A 15,599-nucleotide genomic window follows, 5' to 3' on the forward strand; every position below is an offset into this window, starting at 1 on the left:
TTTCGGCATTGGACCATCAGCCCTGACCGAGGCCATGGAATTACTAAACCAACACCTGGCCACGGCCGCTTGATTGCCATGAAGCGGCGGATCTCACTCGCTCGCGGACGATCTTTGCAACAGAGCCCTCTTGTTGCCGACCCTTTGATAGAGGAAGAGCAGAAACTCCTCCCGCGCCTCGATCAAAGCACGGCGGACAGCCGCATCCGCAGGCTTTGCTGCCTCCAGCTCAGGCTCGTCAGGGACCTTGTGTGATGTGCGTTCGTTCTTCGTCATGATCGTCCGTTCACATCAATTGACGCCGACCGCCGCGATTCATTACAGTTGAAGCCTGAGGCGGAAGCGCACCCTCAAAACCATAAGCGGACGCCCACGACGTAGTTAGTGACACTCGGGTCTTCGCCTGCCGCGCGAGCATAGTCCGCGCTATCGCCGATCTTCCATTCCTGTTCGATGCCGATGTACGGCGCGAATTCGCGTACGAATTCATAGCGCAGGCGGACGCCCAGTTCCGCCTTATCTAGACCAGCGCCGATGCCAAGTTCGGGAATGTCCTGCGCGGACGCGTTCACTTCGATCCTCGGTTGCAGGATCAAACGCTGCGTAATGCGCTGGTCCAGTTCTGCTTCTATGCGTGCGGTCAGATCACCCTTGTTAGACAGGAAGGCTGCGGCATCGACTTCGAACTGATAGGGGACCAGCCCCTGTAAACCGATAACTGCGTGCGTGCGCGCCGGGCCGGTAAGGTCCTGCCGGACGCCGGTCTGAAGGTCCCACCACGGGCCGATAGCATGGCTCCACAGCGCCTGAACTTCGGCGCTTTCAAGCTTTTCACCGAAGCTGCCTTCGCCTTCGGACTTGAGCCACAGCTTGTCGTAGTCACCGCCGTAATAGCCCTGTACGTCCCAGAGATAGCCGTCCTTACCGACCCGAGCGCGATATTCGGCGCGGTCGGCCTGGAACCAGTAAACCGGCATCTCACCGCTGACCTGCTTCACCACTTTGGTGCGGGAGGCTGCCATGCGGTCCGCACCGACAACGGCATCGGCGGCAAAGGACGGCCCTGAGAATGCCTCGGGCGGCGGCGGTCCCTGGGGAATCGCCTCATCGGCCTGGGAGGCCATCGACGAATGGTCCATCCCGGAATGATCCACCTGCCCATCTTGCATGGCGGAATGGTCCATCCCGCCGTGGTCCATGGTGGAGTGGTCCATCGGCTTTTGCTGCTCGCCGGGTTGGCCCTGATGCTCCTGGGCCAGAGCTGGCGTCGCGATCGCAAGCAGCGGCAGGAGAAGACTCGCGTGGCGCATCACTCGTCTCCTCCGCCGAGCGGGCGGACAGTGACCACCTGAAACATGCCGGTGTGCATGTGGTAGATCAGGTGGCAGTGAAACGCCCAGTCGCCGGGTTCATTGGCAGTGAGATCGAACTGGGCGGAGCCGCCAGGCTGCACGACGATCGTGTGTTTCATCGGCTGGTGGCCGGGAGGAGCGCCGTTGACCAGTTCGAAGAAGTGGCCGTGCAAGTGGATCGGGTGCGCCATCATCGTGTCGTTGACGAGTTTCACTCGCACGCGCTCGTTGTAGGCAAAGCGGATTGGATCATCGGTGACGGCGGAGAATTTCTTGCCGTCGAACGACCACATATAGCGCTCCATGCTTCCGGTGAGATGGATTTCCTTCATCCGGGTCGGGCGGCGGTCGTTGGGGTTCGGCTTCACTGCGGCGAGCTGTTTGTAGTCGAGCACCCGGTGCCCGACGTCATCCAGACCGATTCCGGGATCGCCCATCCGGTCGATCGGGTTCATCGCCACCATGTCGAGCCCGGGGCCGACCTTCACATTGTCCGGCAGCCGTGAGGTGTCGCGCATGTTCATGCCGCCCGACATGTCCATTCCGGCCATGTCGCCAGATTTTTCTGCCATGCCTGGCATGCCTTCCATATCGTGCATGCCTCGCTCGGACATCCCGGTCATGCCGCCTGCGCCGTGATCGCTAGCGCTCATGCCCATGTCGGCCATGGTGAGCAGCGGCGGCTTGCGCAGCGCGGGGACGGCGGCGCTTGCACCCGGCCTGCTCGTCAGGGTCGCAACACCCATGCCTGAACGATCCATCGCTTCGGCAACGAAGGTGAAGGCCTCCGCGCCCCTGGGCTGGATGATCACATCATAGGTTTCGGCATTGCCCATCTGGAATTCGTCGGTCTCGACCGGGCGGATATTCTGGCCGTCTGCGGCCACCACGGTCATCGGCAGGCCGGGGATGCGCACGTTGAAGAACGTCATGGCGGAACCGTTGATAATCCTCAGGCGAATGCGCTCGCCGGGATTATAGGCAAGCTCCAAGCCGTCCTCAGGGCCGTGACCGTTGATGAGGAAAGTGTAGGTCGAGCCCGTCACGTCGGCGATGTCGGTCGGCATCATCCGCATGCGCGCCCACATGCGCCGCTGTTCGCCGGTCAGCGGATAGTCGTCGGTCCAGCTCGTCTGCTGGTAATTGAAATAGCCCTCGCCGACCTTGAGTTTGCGGATGATCTCGTGCGGGTTCATCGGCGACCAGTCCGTCAGCATCAGCACATATTCGCGCTCATATTCGAACGGATCGGGCTCGGCGGGGTCGATGACGATGGGTCCGTAATGCCCCATCGGCTCTTGCAGCGTGTGCGCATGCCACCAGTAAGTGCCCGCCTGACGGATCGGGAAGCGATAACGGAAGGTTTCTCCGCGTTCGACCGCGGCCATGGTGATGCCCGGAACTCCGTCCATCAGGAACGGGACCAGCATCCCGTGCCAATGGATCGAGGTTCCCTCCGAGGCGTTGTTGATCAGGTCGACGGTGAGATCTTGCCCTTCCCGCAGGCGCAGCAGTGGCCCAGGCAGCGTTCCGTTGACGGTCACGGCCGCCCCTCTGCGCGAGCCGGTAGTGAACAGCGCGTCCTCGACCGTCATGGTCAGATGTTCGCCCGAAAGAACATCGCTTCCCTTGCGCGCCAGTGTCCCGCCATGCGCGCCCCGCGCCCAGGAAGGCATAGCGCCGGCAAGACCAACAAGACCTGCTCCGCATGCGCTGTAATGCAGGAATCTGCGGCGATTTATCGATGTCATCGCGATTGTCCGTTCGTGAGGTTCTGCCCTTCGTTACGCGCCGGGCAGTGCTACCCCTCAGGAATATTGCAGACTTTCGCGCAGCCTGTTGCGTGCCCGGTATATGCGGGTTTCAACGGTCTTTTCCGACACGCCGAGCAACTCGGCCGCCTCACGCTGGCTGCGCCCATCGATGGCAACAAGCACCAGCGCTTCGCGCAGCCGAACCGGCAAGCGCTCGATTTCGGACTGTACACGGGCGAGTTCTCGACGATCCAGCGCGGTTTCTTCGGGGCCGGGCGAGTCGTCAGATGCGATGATTTCTCCCAGCCCCCGACCGAATCCAAGAAAGCTCGCCGCCTTGCGCCGCCGCAAGCGGTCGCGGCACTTGTTCAGCGTGGTCGTAGTGAGATAGCCGCCGACCGGCCGACCTTCGTCCAGGCGCTGGCGATTTATCCAGACCGAGGCCAGCGCGTTCTGCACGGCTTCCTCGGCTTCCGATGGCGATGCCAGCATCCGCCGGGCGAGAGCGAGGAGGCGCGGCGCGTGAGGCTCGACAAGCCGATCGAACGCCCGCCGTCCGCCTGATTTTACCTGAGCAATCAGGTCAGATTCGCTGCTGTCCCCTGTCTCCACCACGAGCGATCATTCGCGGCCAGAGCCGGTCAGGGATATAGAGATTTGATGGTCGAATTTCTGCCGCTGCTCCTCGTTAAGCAGTGCGCGCATTGCGAAAACATGGCGCACGGTCGCCTTCTGGAGTTCGCCCATCTCCACATGCACCCGGTCGATCGCTGTACTCACCTTGGGACCGTAGCCATGCTCCTGCTCCATGGCTGCGGCGAGGTCGGCATTGGCCGCGCGCAGCCTTGCTTCATGTCCTGCCCTTTCCGTCGCGAAACGGGCTTCCAACTGGTCCAGCCCGCTGGTCTGCTGCGGGGTGAGGTCGAGCTTATCATGCACGAACTCATGGAGGCTGCCAGGCTGGGCCGCGCCTCCCCATTGTACCGCGAGCATCGCGCCCAGGCATCCTGCCGCTACAGCGAGCAGGACGGCAAGAACGATGTGAAGGCCCGACAGCTTCATGGCTCGACGTGCAGCAAAACGGCGGGCGACAGGTCAGCGCCGGCAAAAAGCTGGTACGACGTTGTCTCGGCCCTAACCGGCGTCTGGATCGTGCCGATCCCACCGCCCATTCCAGCAGCGAAGATGACTGCGAAAAGGGCAAGGCGGTAGCGCGCGTTCGCGGCTTCAGCCATTTCCCCAGCGCGCGACCAGACGCTGTCCATAAAGCCCTCCGGGACGACGTCCGTCTGCATCTCGCCCAGCGAGTGCAGGGCATCGTTCAATCGGGTTTCCTGATCCATCTCGTTCGTTTCTCGCATTCGACTGTAATCCCATACGCATCTGCGCGTCATAGCACCCATACGCCTTAACGCCTTGCGCCCCTCAAAAAAGTGAGGGGCAGGGTCGGCTCGTGCGTAGCGAAGGTAACAGGGCCATGATTTTGGCCCGCTCTATCGGAGAAATGATGTGCGAATGCCGCGCGTGAACCGCTTTAAGCCCGCAATGGCGTCGGCTCTTCTGTTGGCCCTCGGCGCTTGCTCCAATGCGGCGCAGGCCACCGAATACACCATGTATCGCGATCCCTCCTGTGGCTGCTGCGAGCAATGGGCCGAGCATGTCCGTCACGGCATGAATGCGCAGGTCATCGTGAAAGACAGCGCCGACATGGCGACCGTCAAGGACGATAACGCCGTGCCGGCGGATCTGCGGTCCTGCCACACCATGGAGGTGAGTGGCTATGTGATCGAAGGACATGTGCCCGCTGCGGATATCCAGCGGTTGCTCAAGGAGCGGCCCGCCGGTGTCCGGGGGCTTGCGGTCGCCGGCATGCCGCTCGGTTCGCCGGGGATGGAGATGGGAGACCAGGCGCAGCCCTATCAGGTCGTCGCGTTCGGAGAGGCGGGCCGCTCCGTCTTCAACAGCTACAACTGACCTTCGGACACGTCCGAAGGACTTTCAAGGAATCCCTGCAATGAAGAAGCTCATTTTCGGTTTCACCGCGCTCGCGCTTTCCGTCCCCACGGCGCTGCTGGCTCAGAAGGCGCCGGAGCCGCCAGCGCCACCAGCGCATGACCAGATGGCCTGCTGCCAGAAGGACAAGGATGGCAAAATGCAATGCCCGATGATGGATCATTCGCAAATGGGCAACGGTCAGATGGATCACAGCCGGATGGGTGGCGCAGGGATGACTGAAGGCGCCTCTGGCGACCATTCCGGCATGGCGCATTGCGGCATGATGGGTGGGAACTCGGACAAGCCCATAACGCGTCACGATGGCCAAGCCCAGCAACAGGGCGGTGGCGACCACAGCCAGCATCAGGGACACACGCCGCAATGATCGAGAGCGCGCCTAGAAGGGCCTGCCGCGGCCGGAGGATTCAGGGATGACGACTTATACCTGCCCCATGCACCCGGAAATCCGGCAAGACAGCCCGGGCGACTGCCCCAAATGCGGCATGCACCTCGTGCCTGCGGACAATGCTCCGTCGCACGACCATTCGCATTGTTGCAGCCATGACAAGCATCAGTCCGCCGGCGCTGCGACCGGCAAGTACGACACAGTTCCCTCCGGCTATGGCGGTGCTGTCTATACCTGCCCAATGCATCCGGAAGTCCGGCAGACCAAGCCCGGCTCGTGTCCGATCTGCGGCATGGGTCTGGAACTGGAATCGGCCGCGATGGCGGACGAAGGACCGAACCCTGAGCTGGTCGATTTCATGCGCCGCTTCTGGATCGGCGCGGTGCTTACCGTGCCGCTGCTGGTTTTCACGATGGGCCCCTATGTCGGGCTTGGCAGTGTGCGGGAGATATTCGGGGAGCGCACGACGCTCTGGATTGAACTCATCCTCGGCACGCCGGTGGTGCTCTATAGCGGATGGCCGTTCCTCGTGCGTGGCTGGAACTCGTTCCGCACGATGAACCTCAACATGTTCTCGCTCATCGCCATGGGGGTGATGGCCGCCTGGCTGTTCAGCGTTGTCGCGGTCCTTGCGCCAGGGATTTTCCCGGACGGCTTCCGGGATCCTGAAGGCCATGTCGGCGTCTATTTCGAAGCGGCCGCCGTGATCGTCACACTGGTGCTGCTCGGGCAGGTCATGGAACTGCGCGCCCGCGAAGGCACGGGCAAGGCGATCAGGGCGCTGCTCGATCTCGCCGCCAAGACCGCGCGCAGGATCAGCGCGGACGGCAGCGAGGAAGAGGTCGCGCTTGAGGATGTTCAGGTCGGCGACCGGCTGCGCGTGCGGCCCGGCGACAAGGTGCCGGTCGACGGCGTGGTGGTCGATGGTCGTTCCTCGGTCGATGAAAGCATGATCTCGGGCGAGCCGGTTCCGGTCGAGAAGGTCGCCGGCGATCCCGTCACCGGCGCCACGATCAACGGCACCGGCAGCCTCGTCATGGAGGCGACGCGCGTCGGCTCCGAGACGATGCTCTCGCAGATCGTCGAGATGGTCTCGAATGCCCAGCGTTCGCGTGCCCCGATCCAGAAATATGCCGATAAGGTCGCGGGCCTCTTCGTGCCTGTCGTGATCGGCATTGCGGTGCTGGCCTTCATTGCCTGGGCCATCTGGGGTCCGGCGCCTGCGCTCTCCTATGCGCTGATCGCGGCGGTCGCGGTGCTCATCATCGCCTGCCCCTGCGCACTGGGCCTCGCCACGCCGATGTCGATCATGACCGCTACCGGACGCGGCGCCCAGGCGGGTGTTCTCATCAAGAATGCCGAGGCGCTCGAACGGTTCGAGAAGATCGACACGCTGATGATCGACAAGACCGGAACACTCACCGAAGGCAAGCCGAGGCTCGTCGCCGTTCTGCCCGAACCGGGCCATGACGAAGGTGAAGTGCTGCGTCTTGCCGCGACGCTGGAGCGCGGATCCGAACATCCGCTCGCCGAAGCGATCGTGCGCGGCGCGGAAGAGCGCAATGTGGCGATGGGCGAGGCCAGCGACTTCGAAGCAATCACTGGCAAGGGCGTGAAGGGCACCGTGGATGGCAAGGCGGTGGCGCTCGGCAATATCGCGTTGGTCCGCGATCTCGGGCTCGAAGGCTCGGGACTTGCCGAGAAGGCCAATGCCCGGCGCGACGAAGGCGAAACGGTGATGTTCATCATCCTCGATGGCGCCATCGCGGGCCTTGTGAGCGTGACCGATCCGGTGAAGGAAACCACACCGGACGCCATCAAGGCGCTGCACGATCTCGGCTTCCGCATCATCATGGCGACAGGCGACAACGAGCGCACCGCCAAGGCGGTCGCCGCGCGTCTCGGCATCGACGAGATCCGCGCCGATGTTCTGCCCGAAGACAAGGCGCGGATCATCCGCGAGTTGCAGCAAGGCGGCAAGAAGGTCGCCATGGCGGGTGACGGGGTGAACGACGCGCCCGCGCTCGCCCAGGCCGATGTCGGCATCGCGATGGGCACCGGCGCCGACGTCGCTATCGAAAGTGCGGGCATCACGCTGGTGAAGGGCAATCTCGACGGTATCGTCCGCGCCCGGCGCCTTGCCCACGCAACGATGAGCAACATCCGGCAAAACCTGTTCTTCGCGCTGATCTACAACAGCGCGGGTGTACCGGTCGCCGCGGGCGTCCTGTTCCCTTTCTTCGGCATTCTCATCAGCCCGATGTTCGCCGCCTTCGCGATGAGCGCCTCGTCGATCTCGGTCGTGCTCAATTCGCTGCGTCTCAGAGCCGCGAAGGTGTGAGGCGCAAAGAAGCAAACCCAATCGAAAGGACGTGATGATGGTCATGGAGGAATCGCACGGTGGCGATCACACCGCACAGGAAAGGCATCGTCCGAGTTTCTGGAGATCGCGGACGGGCACCGTGTTCCTCGCCTTCCTGGCCATCATCGCCTTCCTGCTCGCCTATGAGCATCGGGCGCATATTTTCACGGGCACAGGCCTGTTGCTCCTGATCGTCCTTCTTTGTCCGGCCATGCATCTGTTCATGCATCACGGGCATGGAGGGCACGATAAATGAACCACGACGCCCCTGCCTATGGCCTTTGGTTTCTGGTCGTCGCGAATTCCGCGATCTTCATTTTCTTCGCCTTCAGTTTCTTCAAACCCCGGACAAAGCGCGACTGGCGCAGCTTCTCGGCGTTCAGCGCCTTCCTGGTTGCACTGTTCGCGGAGATGTACGGCTTTCCGCTCACCATCTATTTCCTCTCGGGATGGCTGCAATCGGCCTATCCCGGGGTCGACTGGTTCTCCCACGATGCAGGGCATCTGCTTGAAATGATGTTCGGTTGGAAGACCAACCCGCATTTCGGCCCGTTCCACATGCTGAGCTTCCTGCTGATCGGGGGCGGTTTCTGGCTGATCTCCGTTTCATGGCATGTGCTCTGGAAGGCGCAGCGCGCTGGCGAAATGGCGGTTAGCGGTCCCTACGCTCGCGTGCGACATCCCCAGTATCTCGGCTTCATTCTCGTCATGCTGGGATTTCTGTTCCAATGGCCGACGCTGCTGACCCTGGCGATGTTCCCCATCCTCGTCGTTATGTACGTGAAACTGGCGCGAGCGGAGGAAGCGGAAACAGGCGCCCGTTTCCCTGAGCGTTTCGCAAGCTACGCCGCTCAGGTGCCTTCCTTCATTCCGAGATGGAAGCCCGCCACTCTATCGGACGCGGGGACATAGGATTTGGAGCACGACCACGACCAGAACCATGCCGCAGGCAGCGACAGTGATTTGAGCCGTAACTCGATAACGCTGACCGGCGCCGTTGCCATGGGCACGGGCGTGATGATCGGCGCCGGAATCTTCGCGCTCACCGGCCAGATCGCCGAACTCGCGGGGCCGCTCTTTCCGCTCTCCTTCATCGCAGGAGCGTTAGTCACGGCGCTCGCCGCTTACAGCTACATCAAGATGTCCAATGCGTGGCCTTCGTCGGGCGGAATCGCGATGATCCTGCAAAAGGCCTATGGCCGCGGCACGATCGCCGCTTCGGCCTCGCTCCTGATGGCGCTGTCGATGGTGATCAACGAAAGCCTGGTGGCCCGAACCTTCGCGACCTATGCGCTGCGGCCATTCGGCCTGGAAGGAAGCGCGCTGCTGCTTTCGATCGGCGCGGTTGCGCTGATCGTTTTCGCCTATCTCGTCAATGCGGCAGGCAACCGGTCGGTGAGCGGTCTCTCGCTCATCATGTCGACCGTGAAGATTGGCGGCATCGCCCTGTTCGCCATTGCTGCGATCTGGGCGAGCGGGTTCTCCGGTGGAGCGTTCGCGGAGCCCGTGGGAATGCACGGCGCCGAAGCCTTTGTCGCTTCGGTCGCCTTTTCCATCCTGGCCTTCAAGGGGTTCACCACGATCACCAATAGCGGGGGTGAGATTGAGGATCCCCATCGCAATGTCGGCCGCACGATCATGATCGCCATCGGCATCTGTGTCGCGACCTATCTGCTGGTCGCCTTCGCAGTGGGATCGAGCCTGACGATCGATGAGATCGTGGACGCACGCGACTATTCGCTCGCTGCGGCGGCTGGTCCAGCTCTAGGTCAGGCAGGATTTTATTTCACAGTCGTGATCGCGCTCGCCGCAACGGCCTCGGGCGTGATCGCCAGCGTGTTCGCGGTTTCGCGTATGCTGACCATGCTCACGAACATGAAGATGATCCCGCACCGCCATTTCGGCATGAGCGGCAGCATTCGCAGCCATATGCTGCTTTACACGGTGGTCGTTGCCGGCGCGCTGGCCGTCTTGTTCGATCTGTCGCGCATCGCGTCGCTCGGCGCCTTCTTCTATCTGGTCATGGACATGCTCGTGCATTGGGGTGTGTTTCGACACCTCAGACGCGAAGTCGGCGCGAAGGCCTCGATCCTTCTTGTTGCGCTGGCTGCCGACGCCGCCGTGCTTGCGGCGTTCACGGCGGTGAAACTGCAAAGCGACCCCTCGATCGTTCTCTACGCGGTTGCCGGCATCGCCGTAGTCTTCGCGGCCGAGTACGTGTTTCTGGAACGCAGCAAGAAAGCCGACGATACCGATACTTCGCCATGACGTAATCATGGCTGAAAAGGCAACGGCCTACCGGAACCAAACTAATGCTTCATAGGAGGGAAGGCATGAACGCGACCTTGAAAGGCGCATTATTAGGCGCGGCGACTCTGTTTATCTTGCTGATCGTCGTTGCTCTGATCGTTATCTTGACTGGTGGCTATAACGTGGCCGCAACCGATCGGCACAACCCGATCGTCAGTTGGGCGCTTACAACCACGATGAACAATTCTGTCCGGCGGCAGGCGGCTGGCATCGAACCTCCTGCCGAATTTACGTCGGCGATGGTTGCCGCCGGGGCTGGCGAGTACAAGGCGATGTGTTCGCATTGCCATGGAGGCATAGGGCAAAGTCGAGCCGAATGGGCAGAAGTCATGCTCCCTAAACCGCCGCCGCTGGCCGAAGCCGCCAGGGAATGGGATCCCAAGGACGTTTTCTGGCTGGTCAAGCACGGCGTGAAGATGAGTGGGATGCCCGCCTTTGGCCCCACGCATGATGACAAGACCATCTGGAACATCGTCGCCTTCGTGAAAGCGTTGCCCGAAATGCCGGCAGAACAATATGCTGGTTACAGCAGTGATCATGCCGAGGAGATGCACGATCACCAAGCGCACGAAGAAAGCGACACTCCCCACCACCATTAATTGGCCGATGGCGGGGGTAGGTTTCGAGAAAATCGATGATCATATTCTATCTCATTGGAAACTTGGGCCGACAGACGGCATTTGGCAGGCGCGGTAAGTCCCAATGCTTTCTCTCTGTTGCGCAGGAATGATCGAATTGCGTCAGCTCCGTTACCTGATCGCGGCAGCACACTCCGGCAGCTTCAGCAGGGCGGCGCGCATCTTGAACATCAAACAGGCCACTCTCAGCCGTCACATCTTAGAGGCCGTTTCGAAAGGGGTTGAGCGGCTGAGGTTCGTGTGATTCCGGGGGTTTTGCAGACAACCCGGAGATCTTGATGTGGACCCCAGCCACCCGTGTGCAGCATACGCGTGTTTCGAAGCGTTACCAGACGGATTTGAGCGATGCCGAGTGGGCGCTGATCGCGACATTTGTTCCCGAGGCGCGCACGACGGGGCGGCGACGGCAATGGCCAATGCGCGAAATCGTGAACGCCATCTTCTACGTTCTGCGCGGCGGGATTGCATGGCGGTTGCTGCCCAAGGACTTCCCGCCGTGGCAGACGGTCTACCGCTGGTTTGCCCGGTTTCGTGACGAATGCCTGTTCGAGCGGATCAACCATGCGCTGGTCGCGCTCGATCGCGAGCGAGCCGGAAGGGACGCCTCGCCAAGCGGAGCCATCATCGACAGTCAGAGCGTCAAGACCACCGAGAGCGGCGGACCGCGCGGCTACGATGCTGGCAAGAAGATCAAAGGTCGCAAGCGCCATGCTCTGGTCGATACTGACGGCAGGCCGCTGCTTGTCGAGCCGCACACCGCCGATGTCCAGGATCGTGATGGCGGCGGCGCGTTGCTGCAAATCTCGCGCGGCCTCTTCCCGTTCATCGAGAAGGTCTGGGCCGATGGCGGCTATAAGGCGTCACCTCAAGCTTTGTACGCTGAACAACGATTTTCCGGACATAATGTGAACATTGGTGTCAGGCAGCGGCGCGAAGGTACTGGTAGAGGGTTTCGCGGCTGATGCCCATGTCGCGCGCGATGGTCGCCTTGCGTTCACCGGCGGCAACGCGGCGGTGCAGATCGGCAATCATCTCATCCGAGAGCGACCGTTTCCGCCCCCGATAGGCGCCGCGCTGCCGAGCGATCGCAATGCCTTCGCGTTGCCGTTCGCGGATCAGGGCGCGCTCGAACTCAGCAAACGCACCCATGACCGAGAGCATCAGATTGGCCATCGGGGAGTCCTCCCCCGAGAAGGACAGGCTTTCCTTCTCAAACTCGATCCGGATACCTCGCTTGGTGAGGCCCTGGACCAGCTTGCGCAGGTCATCCAGATTGCGGGCCAACCGATCCATGCTGTGGACGACGACGGTATCGCCTTCGCGGGCGAAAGTGAGCAGAGCCTCAAGCTGGGGGCGGTTGACGTCCTTGCCCGATGCCTTGTCGGTGAAGGTCCGATCGAGCGACTGACCTTCCAATTGGCGATCCACATTCTGATCGAACGTGCTGACCCGGACATAGCCGATCCGTTGCCCCTTCACTGCGCACTCTCTCCGGCTCTGTTGCAAAGATCGTCCGCGAGCGAGTGAGATCCGCCGCTTCATGGCAATCAAGCGGCCGTGGCCAGGTGTTGGTTTAGTAATTCCATGGCCTCGGTCAGGGCTGATGGTCCAATGCCGAAAGCTCGCTCGACAAGACGCACCTCGCCCATGATCCCTGGTTGCAGGCACCATGGTCGGGCCTGTCCTTTGCGTAGGGCGCGCATGACCTCGAAGCCTTTGATCGTGGCGTAGGCTGTGGGCATCGATTTGAAACCACGGACAGGGGGGCATCGCAGAATCTGGTCGTAAACGTACGCTAAGCTCTCTGCGTATCGGTTGAAGCGGTGATGCGCATAACTTTTTTCCGCGTCAGTCGCCGGGGATTTCTGACCTTAAAGATCGTTCTTTTTCAGTGTCTTTTTAATCATCCAGAGATGGAATCCGTGCGCAGCGACGAAAACAATGGATCCGAAAAAGACGACGGGAATTTCCATGCCCTCTTGGCCTGGCCTGGGCTGCAGGGTCAATGTCATGACGACTATGGCGGTTAGAATGCAGCTAGCCAAAATCGGCGTCAAAGCGAGCGCGAAACTGCGCGGCGCGGTCCAATTTACCGATCCATTCAATGCCCATTGCATAGGCAACCGGGCCTCGTCGTGGAACTGGGCATTCGCACGGACTGACATGCGGATCAGCAGGCCTATCGCGATGAGAGCAATGATCGGCTCTGTTGCAAACTCTGCTGCGGTTGCCAAGGTTGGGTCCTTGGATTGGTAAGGTCGGTTGTGATGGACGATTTCAAAGGGCGGCATTTTACCGGAGAAGTCATCTTATGGGCGGTCCGCTGGTACTGCCGGTACGGCATCAGCTACCGTGATCTCGAGGAAATGCTGGCGGAACGTGGCATCGATGTCGATCACACGACCCTCTATCGCTGGGTGCAGCGCTATGCGCCGGAGATGGAGAAGCGGTTGCGCTGGTTCTGGCGGCGCGGCTTTGATCCGAGCTGGCGTCTGGATGAGACCTACGTCAAGGTTCGGGGCAAATGGACCTACTTGTACCGGGCGGTCGACAAACGGGGCGACACGATCGACTTCTTCCTTTCGTCGACCCGCAGCGCCAAAGCCGCAAAGCGCTTTCTGGGCAAAGCCCTTCGCGGGCTGAAGGACTGGGAGAAGCCAACGAAACTCAACACCGACAAGGCACCAAGCTACGGCGCCGCAATCGCCGAGTTGAAACGAGAAGGGAAGCTTGCCCCTGAAACCGAACACCGGCAGGTAAAATACCTGAACAATGTGCTCGAGGCCGACCATGGCAAGCTTAAGATGTTGATCAAGCCCGTGCGTGGTTTCAAATCGATGCCATCAGCCTACGCCACGATCAAGGGCTTCGAGGTCATGCGCGCCCTGCGCAAAGGGCAGGCCCGGGCATGGTGCCTGCAGCCAGGGATCAGGGGAGAGGTGCGTCTAATCGAAAGATCATTTGGCATTGGCCCCTCGGCCATCACCGAGGTCATGGACATGCTCAATCAGCATTTCGCCAATGCTGCCTGATCCCCCAACAGGGAGACGCCGCTCGGCCGTCCCCCATGTTTGCAACAGAGCCCTCTCTCCATCAAAATGTCAGGTTGAAATCTATGATACGCAACGACATTCGTCAACAAATTCCGTTTAGTACCCTAATCTGACAGAAACCGCGGTAGCGCCCTGACGTCCGGTTAGGCTATACTCCAAGCTGACATCACAAAATCAAATCCCTCAAAGATGGCGTCAATTGCCTTGATGGGGTAAAAACTGGAGTGCTTCCAGGATGGGACATTCGGCAACGTCATCTCCAGTGCATCTGGCTAACGTGGTCGCCAGCGTCACCTCTATCTTCTGCAAATCTGCAATGCGGCGGCGGACATCTTCAAGGTGGAGTTCGGTTCTCGCCATAACCTCCGCGCAGGTTTGTGCACCGGTATCGGTGAGCGACAACAATGACCGTATCTCATCCATTGCATAGCCAAGGTCGCGCGCGCGCAGGATGAACTGCAACCTTTGCACCAGTTCCGGCGAATAGACGCGGTAGCCGTTGGAACTGCGAGGCGGCCCCGGCAGCAATCCCACCTTCTCGTAATAGCGGATGGTTTCGAGATTGCAGCCTGTTTTCCGGGCAAGCTGGGCACGCAAGATGCCGACCTGTTGCTCCATGAAAATACCTCTTGAGTCTGTAGTGGCTACAGAGCCTACACTGCGAATCACTCAGTTGGAACAAGGGATTCAAGCCATGGTCTCAACGCCGGAAGCGGGACAGCCAGCCCTCACCGAAAACCACGAGCCGAAGCAGGCAAACTGGGTTGCGGCGGGCGCATTGATCGGCGCGGGGCTCGCCTCGGCTTGCTGCGTCGTCCCGCTACTGTTGGTTATGCTCGGAATTTCCGGCGCGTGGATCGCCAACCTGACGGCGCTCGAACCTTACAAGCCCTATGTCGCAGGCGTAACGCTCGCGCTGCTCGGCTACGGCTTCTGGCATGTCTATTTCAAGCCGAAACCGCCCTGTGAAGACGGTTCCTACTGCGCTCGTCCACAATCGGCTTGGACCACCAAGGCGGTGCTGTGGCTGGGCCTTGCCGTCGCCATCCTGGCGCTCACCATCGACTGGTGGGCACCCTGGTTCTATTGAAAGGAAATACCCATGAAAAATACAGTATGTATCGCTATGGCCGTGCTGGCTATGGCTGGCGGCGGGGTCGCCTATGCAGTTAGTGGCACGGCGCAAGATCGCCCCGCGGCTACCGCAACCGCTCAGAAGCAAACCACCTTTGCCATAGAGAACATGACCTGCGCCACCTGCCCGATCACCGTGAAGAAGGCGATGGAAGGCGTCGCCGGGGTAACGGCGGTCACGGTCGATTTCGCAGCCAAGACCGCGCGCGCAACCTATAACCCGCGCCGCACCAATGCTGCTGCGATTGCCGCTGCATCAACCAACGCGGGTTATCCGGCGCGCGCTATTCAAAACTGAGCGGGGCGCCGCCAGCGCCTCAAGAAAGCGATAAGCAATGAACGACTGTTGCAACCGCCCCGGGCAGGAAGGATTTGACGTGGCCGTCATCGGCGCGGGTTCTGCCGGGTTCTCCGCCGCGATCGCCGCTGCCGATCTGGGCGCGAAAGTGGCGCTCGTCGGTCACGGCACGATTGGCGGCACCTGTGTCAATGTTGGCTGCGTTCCTTCCAAGACGCTGATCCGCGCCGCCGAAGCGGTGCATGGTGGGCTTGCCGCCGCGCGCTTTCCCGGCCTTGGGGGCGCTGTCCAGATGGA

22 protein-coding genes and 1 pseudogene are annotated in these 15,599 nt (G+C 61.1%); 13 read left to right on the plus strand and 10 right to left on the minus strand.

Going from position 1 to position 15,599, the window contains the following annotated elements:
- Positions 1 to 93 precede the first annotated feature (93 nt).
- From HT136_RS25315 to HT136_RS25340, 6 genes are all read right to left on the minus strand, one after another.
- Positions 94 to 276, minus strand: a complete 183-nt coding sequence (locus tag HT136_RS25315) for a hypothetical protein (RefSeq protein WP_213504642.1) — start codon at positions 274 to 276, stop codon at positions 94 to 96.
- 74 nt (positions 277 to 350) lie between these two features.
- Complete coding sequence (locus tag HT136_RS25320) at positions 351 to 1,310, minus strand: copper resistance protein B (RefSeq protein ID WP_024021276.1); 960 nt, start codon at positions 1,308 to 1,310, stop codon at positions 351 to 353.
- The gene (locus HT136_RS25325) at positions 1,310 to 3,103 is read right to left on the minus strand and encodes a copper resistance system multicopper oxidase (protein ID WP_024021277.1); all 1,794 of its coding nucleotides are present in this window, start codon (positions 3,101 to 3,103) and stop codon (positions 1,310 to 1,312) included. Before HT136_RS25325 ends, HT136_RS25320 begins: the two co-directional genes overlap by 1 nt.
- 57 nt (positions 3,104 to 3,160) lie before the next feature.
- Complete coding sequence (locus tag HT136_RS25330; protein ID WP_338422191.1) at positions 3,161 to 3,718, minus strand: RNA polymerase sigma factor; 558 nt, start codon at positions 3,716 to 3,718, stop codon at positions 3,161 to 3,163.
- A 9-nt stretch (positions 3,719 to 3,727) separates the two neighbouring features.
- On the minus strand, positions 3,728 to 4,168 hold the full coding sequence (locus HT136_RS25335) for a periplasmic heavy metal sensor (RefSeq protein ID WP_024021279.1): 441 nt from the start codon (positions 4,166 to 4,168) through the stop codon (positions 3,728 to 3,730).
- Positions 4,165 to 4,431, minus strand: coding sequence for a hypothetical protein (locus HT136_RS25340; protein ID WP_152536521.1), 267 nt, complete (start codon positions 4,429 to 4,431; stop codon positions 4,165 to 4,167). The genes HT136_RS25335 and HT136_RS25340 overlap by 4 nt, the downstream gene beginning before the upstream one ends.
- Before the next feature lie 190 nt (positions 4,432 to 4,621).
- Between HT136_RS25340 and HT136_RS25345 the strand changes: the two genes are divergently transcribed.
- From HT136_RS25345 to HT136_RS25385, 9 genes are all read left to right on the plus strand, one after another.
- A complete protein-coding gene (locus HT136_RS25345) occupies positions 4,622 to 5,080 on the plus strand; it encodes a DUF411 domain-containing protein (RefSeq protein ID WP_024021281.1) in 459 nt (152 codons plus the stop codon).
- A gap of 40 nt (positions 5,081 to 5,120) precedes the next feature.
- Positions 5,121 to 5,486 carry a hypothetical protein gene (locus HT136_RS25350; RefSeq protein ID WP_024021282.1) on the plus strand — a complete coding sequence of 122 codons (366 nt, stop codon included), beginning with the start codon at positions 5,121 to 5,123 and terminating at the stop codon, positions 5,484 to 5,486.
- A 46-nt stretch (positions 5,487 to 5,532) separates the two neighbouring features.
- Positions 5,533 to 7,848, plus strand: a complete 2,316-nt coding sequence (locus HT136_RS25355; RefSeq protein WP_213504639.1) for a copper-transporting P-type ATPase — start codon at positions 5,533 to 5,535, stop codon at positions 7,846 to 7,848.
- Between the two features lie 34 nt (positions 7,849 to 7,882).
- Entirely contained in the window at positions 7,883 to 8,125 is a 243-nt protein-coding gene (locus HT136_RS25360; protein ID WP_024021284.1) for a DUF2933 domain-containing protein, read from the plus strand.
- Positions 8,122 to 8,781 carry a methyltransferase family protein gene (locus HT136_RS25365; protein ID WP_024021285.1) on the plus strand — a complete coding sequence of 220 codons (660 nt, stop codon included), beginning with the start codon at positions 8,122 to 8,124 and terminating at the stop codon, positions 8,779 to 8,781. Before HT136_RS25360 ends, HT136_RS25365 begins: the two co-directional genes overlap by 4 nt.
- 51 nt (positions 8,782 to 8,832) lie before the next feature.
- Positions 8,833 to 10,137, plus strand: a complete 1,305-nt coding sequence (locus HT136_RS25370) for an APC family permease (RefSeq protein WP_281423513.1) — start codon at positions 8,833 to 8,835, stop codon at positions 10,135 to 10,137.
- A gap of 65 nt (positions 10,138 to 10,202) precedes the next feature.
- The gene (locus HT136_RS25375) at positions 10,203 to 10,778 is read left to right on the plus strand and encodes a c-type cytochrome (RefSeq protein WP_213504637.1); all 576 of its coding nucleotides are present in this window, start codon (positions 10,203 to 10,205) and stop codon (positions 10,776 to 10,778) included.
- Between the two features lie 127 nt (positions 10,779 to 10,905).
- Positions 10,906 to 11,061, plus strand: a complete 156-nt coding sequence (locus HT136_RS25380) for a LysR family transcriptional regulator (protein ID WP_425516919.1) — start codon at positions 10,906 to 10,908, stop codon at positions 11,059 to 11,061.
- Between the two features lie 34 nt (positions 11,062 to 11,095).
- Entirely contained in the window at positions 11,096 to 11,779 is a 684-nt protein-coding gene (locus HT136_RS25385; protein ID WP_281423512.1) for an IS5 family transposase, read from the plus strand.
- On the opposite strand, the gene HT136_RS25395 is transcribed toward HT136_RS25385, so the two are convergent.
- From HT136_RS25395 to HT136_RS25405, 3 genes and pseudogenes are all read right to left on the minus strand, one after another.
- Entirely contained in the window at positions 11,736 to 12,296 is a 561-nt protein-coding gene (locus tag HT136_RS25395; protein ID WP_004213255.1) for a recombinase family protein, read from the minus strand. The genes HT136_RS25385 and HT136_RS25395 overlap by 44 nt on opposite strands.
- Positions 12,297 to 12,364: 68 nt before the next feature.
- Positions 12,365 to 12,580, minus strand: a pseudogene (locus HT136_RS25400) (IS6 family transposase); the annotation flags it as partial.
- A 108-nt stretch (positions 12,581 to 12,688) separates the two neighbouring features.
- Positions 12,689 to 13,051, minus strand: coding sequence for a hypothetical protein (locus tag HT136_RS25405; protein ID WP_214202567.1), 363 nt, complete (start codon positions 13,049 to 13,051; stop codon positions 12,689 to 12,691).
- A 33-nt stretch (positions 13,052 to 13,084) separates the two neighbouring features.
- Here HT136_RS25405 and HT136_RS25410 point away from each other — a divergent pair, with 33 nt between their 5' ends.
- A complete protein-coding gene (locus HT136_RS25410) occupies positions 13,085 to 13,849 on the plus strand; it encodes an IS6 family transposase (protein ID WP_039396915.1) in 765 nt (254 codons plus the stop codon).
- 216 nt (positions 13,850 to 14,065) lie between these two features.
- Here the strand turns inward: HT136_RS25410 and HT136_RS25415 are convergent, their stop codons facing one another.
- The gene (locus tag HT136_RS25415; RefSeq protein ID WP_014072603.1) at positions 14,066 to 14,488 is read right to left on the minus strand and encodes a MerR family transcriptional regulator; all 423 of its coding nucleotides are present in this window, start codon (positions 14,486 to 14,488) and stop codon (positions 14,066 to 14,068) included.
- A gap of 76 nt (positions 14,489 to 14,564) precedes the next feature.
- On the opposite strand from HT136_RS25415, the gene HT136_RS25420 reads away from it, so the two are divergent.
- The 3 genes from HT136_RS25420 to HT136_RS25430 all read left to right on the plus strand — a co-directional run.
- Complete coding sequence (locus tag HT136_RS25420) at positions 14,565 to 14,960, plus strand: mercuric transporter MerT family protein (RefSeq protein ID WP_014072602.1); 396 nt, start codon at positions 14,565 to 14,567, stop codon at positions 14,958 to 14,960.
- Positions 14,961 to 14,972: 12 nt separating this feature from the next.
- Positions 14,973 to 15,302, plus strand: coding sequence for a heavy-metal-associated domain-containing protein (locus tag HT136_RS25425; RefSeq protein WP_084592356.1), 330 nt, complete (start codon positions 14,973 to 14,975; stop codon positions 15,300 to 15,302).
- Between the two features lie 79 nt (positions 15,303 to 15,381).
- Positions 15,382 to 15,599 (plus strand): FAD-dependent oxidoreductase (locus HT136_RS25430; protein ID WP_425516920.1); only part of this gene is annotated, 218 nt, incomplete at its 3' end.

It is taken from the genome of Novosphingobium profundi (assembly GCF_018491765.1).
GTDB classification, from domain to species: Bacteria; Pseudomonadota; Alphaproteobacteria; order Sphingomonadales; family Sphingomonadaceae; genus Novosphingobium; species Novosphingobium profundi.

What these genes read in the sequence shown, in the direction of transcription:
- HT136_RS25315 (WP_213504642.1), bottom strand. Translation starts at nt 276, where the DNA reads ATGACGAAGAACGAACGCACATCACACAAGGTCCCTGACGAGCCTGAG.
- HT136_RS25320 (WP_024021276.1), bottom strand. Translation starts at nt 1,310, where the DNA reads ATGCGCCACGCGAGTCTTCTCCTGCCGCTGCTTGCGATCGCGACGCCA.
- HT136_RS25325 (WP_024021277.1), bottom strand. Translation starts at nt 3,103, where the DNA reads ATGACATCGATAAATCGCCGCAGATTCCTGCATTACAGCGCATGCGGA.
- HT136_RS25335 (WP_024021279.1), bottom strand. Translation starts at nt 4,168, where the DNA reads ATGAAGCTGTCGGGCCTTCACATCGTTCTTGCCGTCCTGCTCGCTGTA.
- HT136_RS25345 (WP_024021281.1), top strand. Translation starts at nt 4,622, where the DNA reads ATGCCGCGCGTGAACCGCTTTAAGCCCGCAATGGCGTCGGCTCTTCTG.
- HT136_RS25350 (WP_024021282.1), top strand. Translation starts at nt 5,121, where the DNA reads ATGAAGAAGCTCATTTTCGGTTTCACCGCGCTCGCGCTTTCCGTCCCC.
- HT136_RS25355 (WP_213504639.1), top strand. Translation starts at nt 5,533, where the DNA reads ATGACGACTTATACCTGCCCCATGCACCCGGAAATCCGGCAAGACAGC.
- HT136_RS25360 (WP_024021284.1), top strand. Translation starts at nt 7,883, where the DNA reads ATGATGGTCATGGAGGAATCGCACGGTGGCGATCACACCGCACAGGAA.
- HT136_RS25365 (WP_024021285.1), top strand. Translation starts at nt 8,122, where the DNA reads ATGAACCACGACGCCCCTGCCTATGGCCTTTGGTTTCTGGTCGTCGCG.
- HT136_RS25375 (WP_213504637.1), top strand. Translation starts at nt 10,203, where the DNA reads ATGAACGCGACCTTGAAAGGCGCATTATTAGGCGCGGCGACTCTGTTT.
- HT136_RS25380 (WP_425516919.1), top strand. Translation starts at nt 10,906, where the DNA reads ATGATCGAATTGCGTCAGCTCCGTTACCTGATCGCGGCAGCACACTCC.
- HT136_RS25385 (WP_281423512.1), top strand. Translation starts at nt 11,096, where the DNA reads ATGTGGACCCCAGCCACCCGTGTGCAGCATACGCGTGTTTCGAAGCGT.
- HT136_RS25410 (WP_039396915.1), top strand. Translation starts at nt 13,085, where the DNA reads ATGGACGATTTCAAAGGGCGGCATTTTACCGGAGAAGTCATCTTATGG.
- HT136_RS25415 (WP_014072603.1), bottom strand. Translation starts at nt 14,488, where the DNA reads ATGGAGCAACAGGTCGGCATCTTGCGTGCCCAGCTTGCCCGGAAAACA.
- HT136_RS25420 (WP_014072602.1), top strand. Translation starts at nt 14,565, where the DNA reads ATGGTCTCAACGCCGGAAGCGGGACAGCCAGCCCTCACCGAAAACCAC.
- HT136_RS25425 (WP_084592356.1), top strand. Translation starts at nt 14,973, where the DNA reads ATGAAAAATACAGTATGTATCGCTATGGCCGTGCTGGCTATGGCTGGC.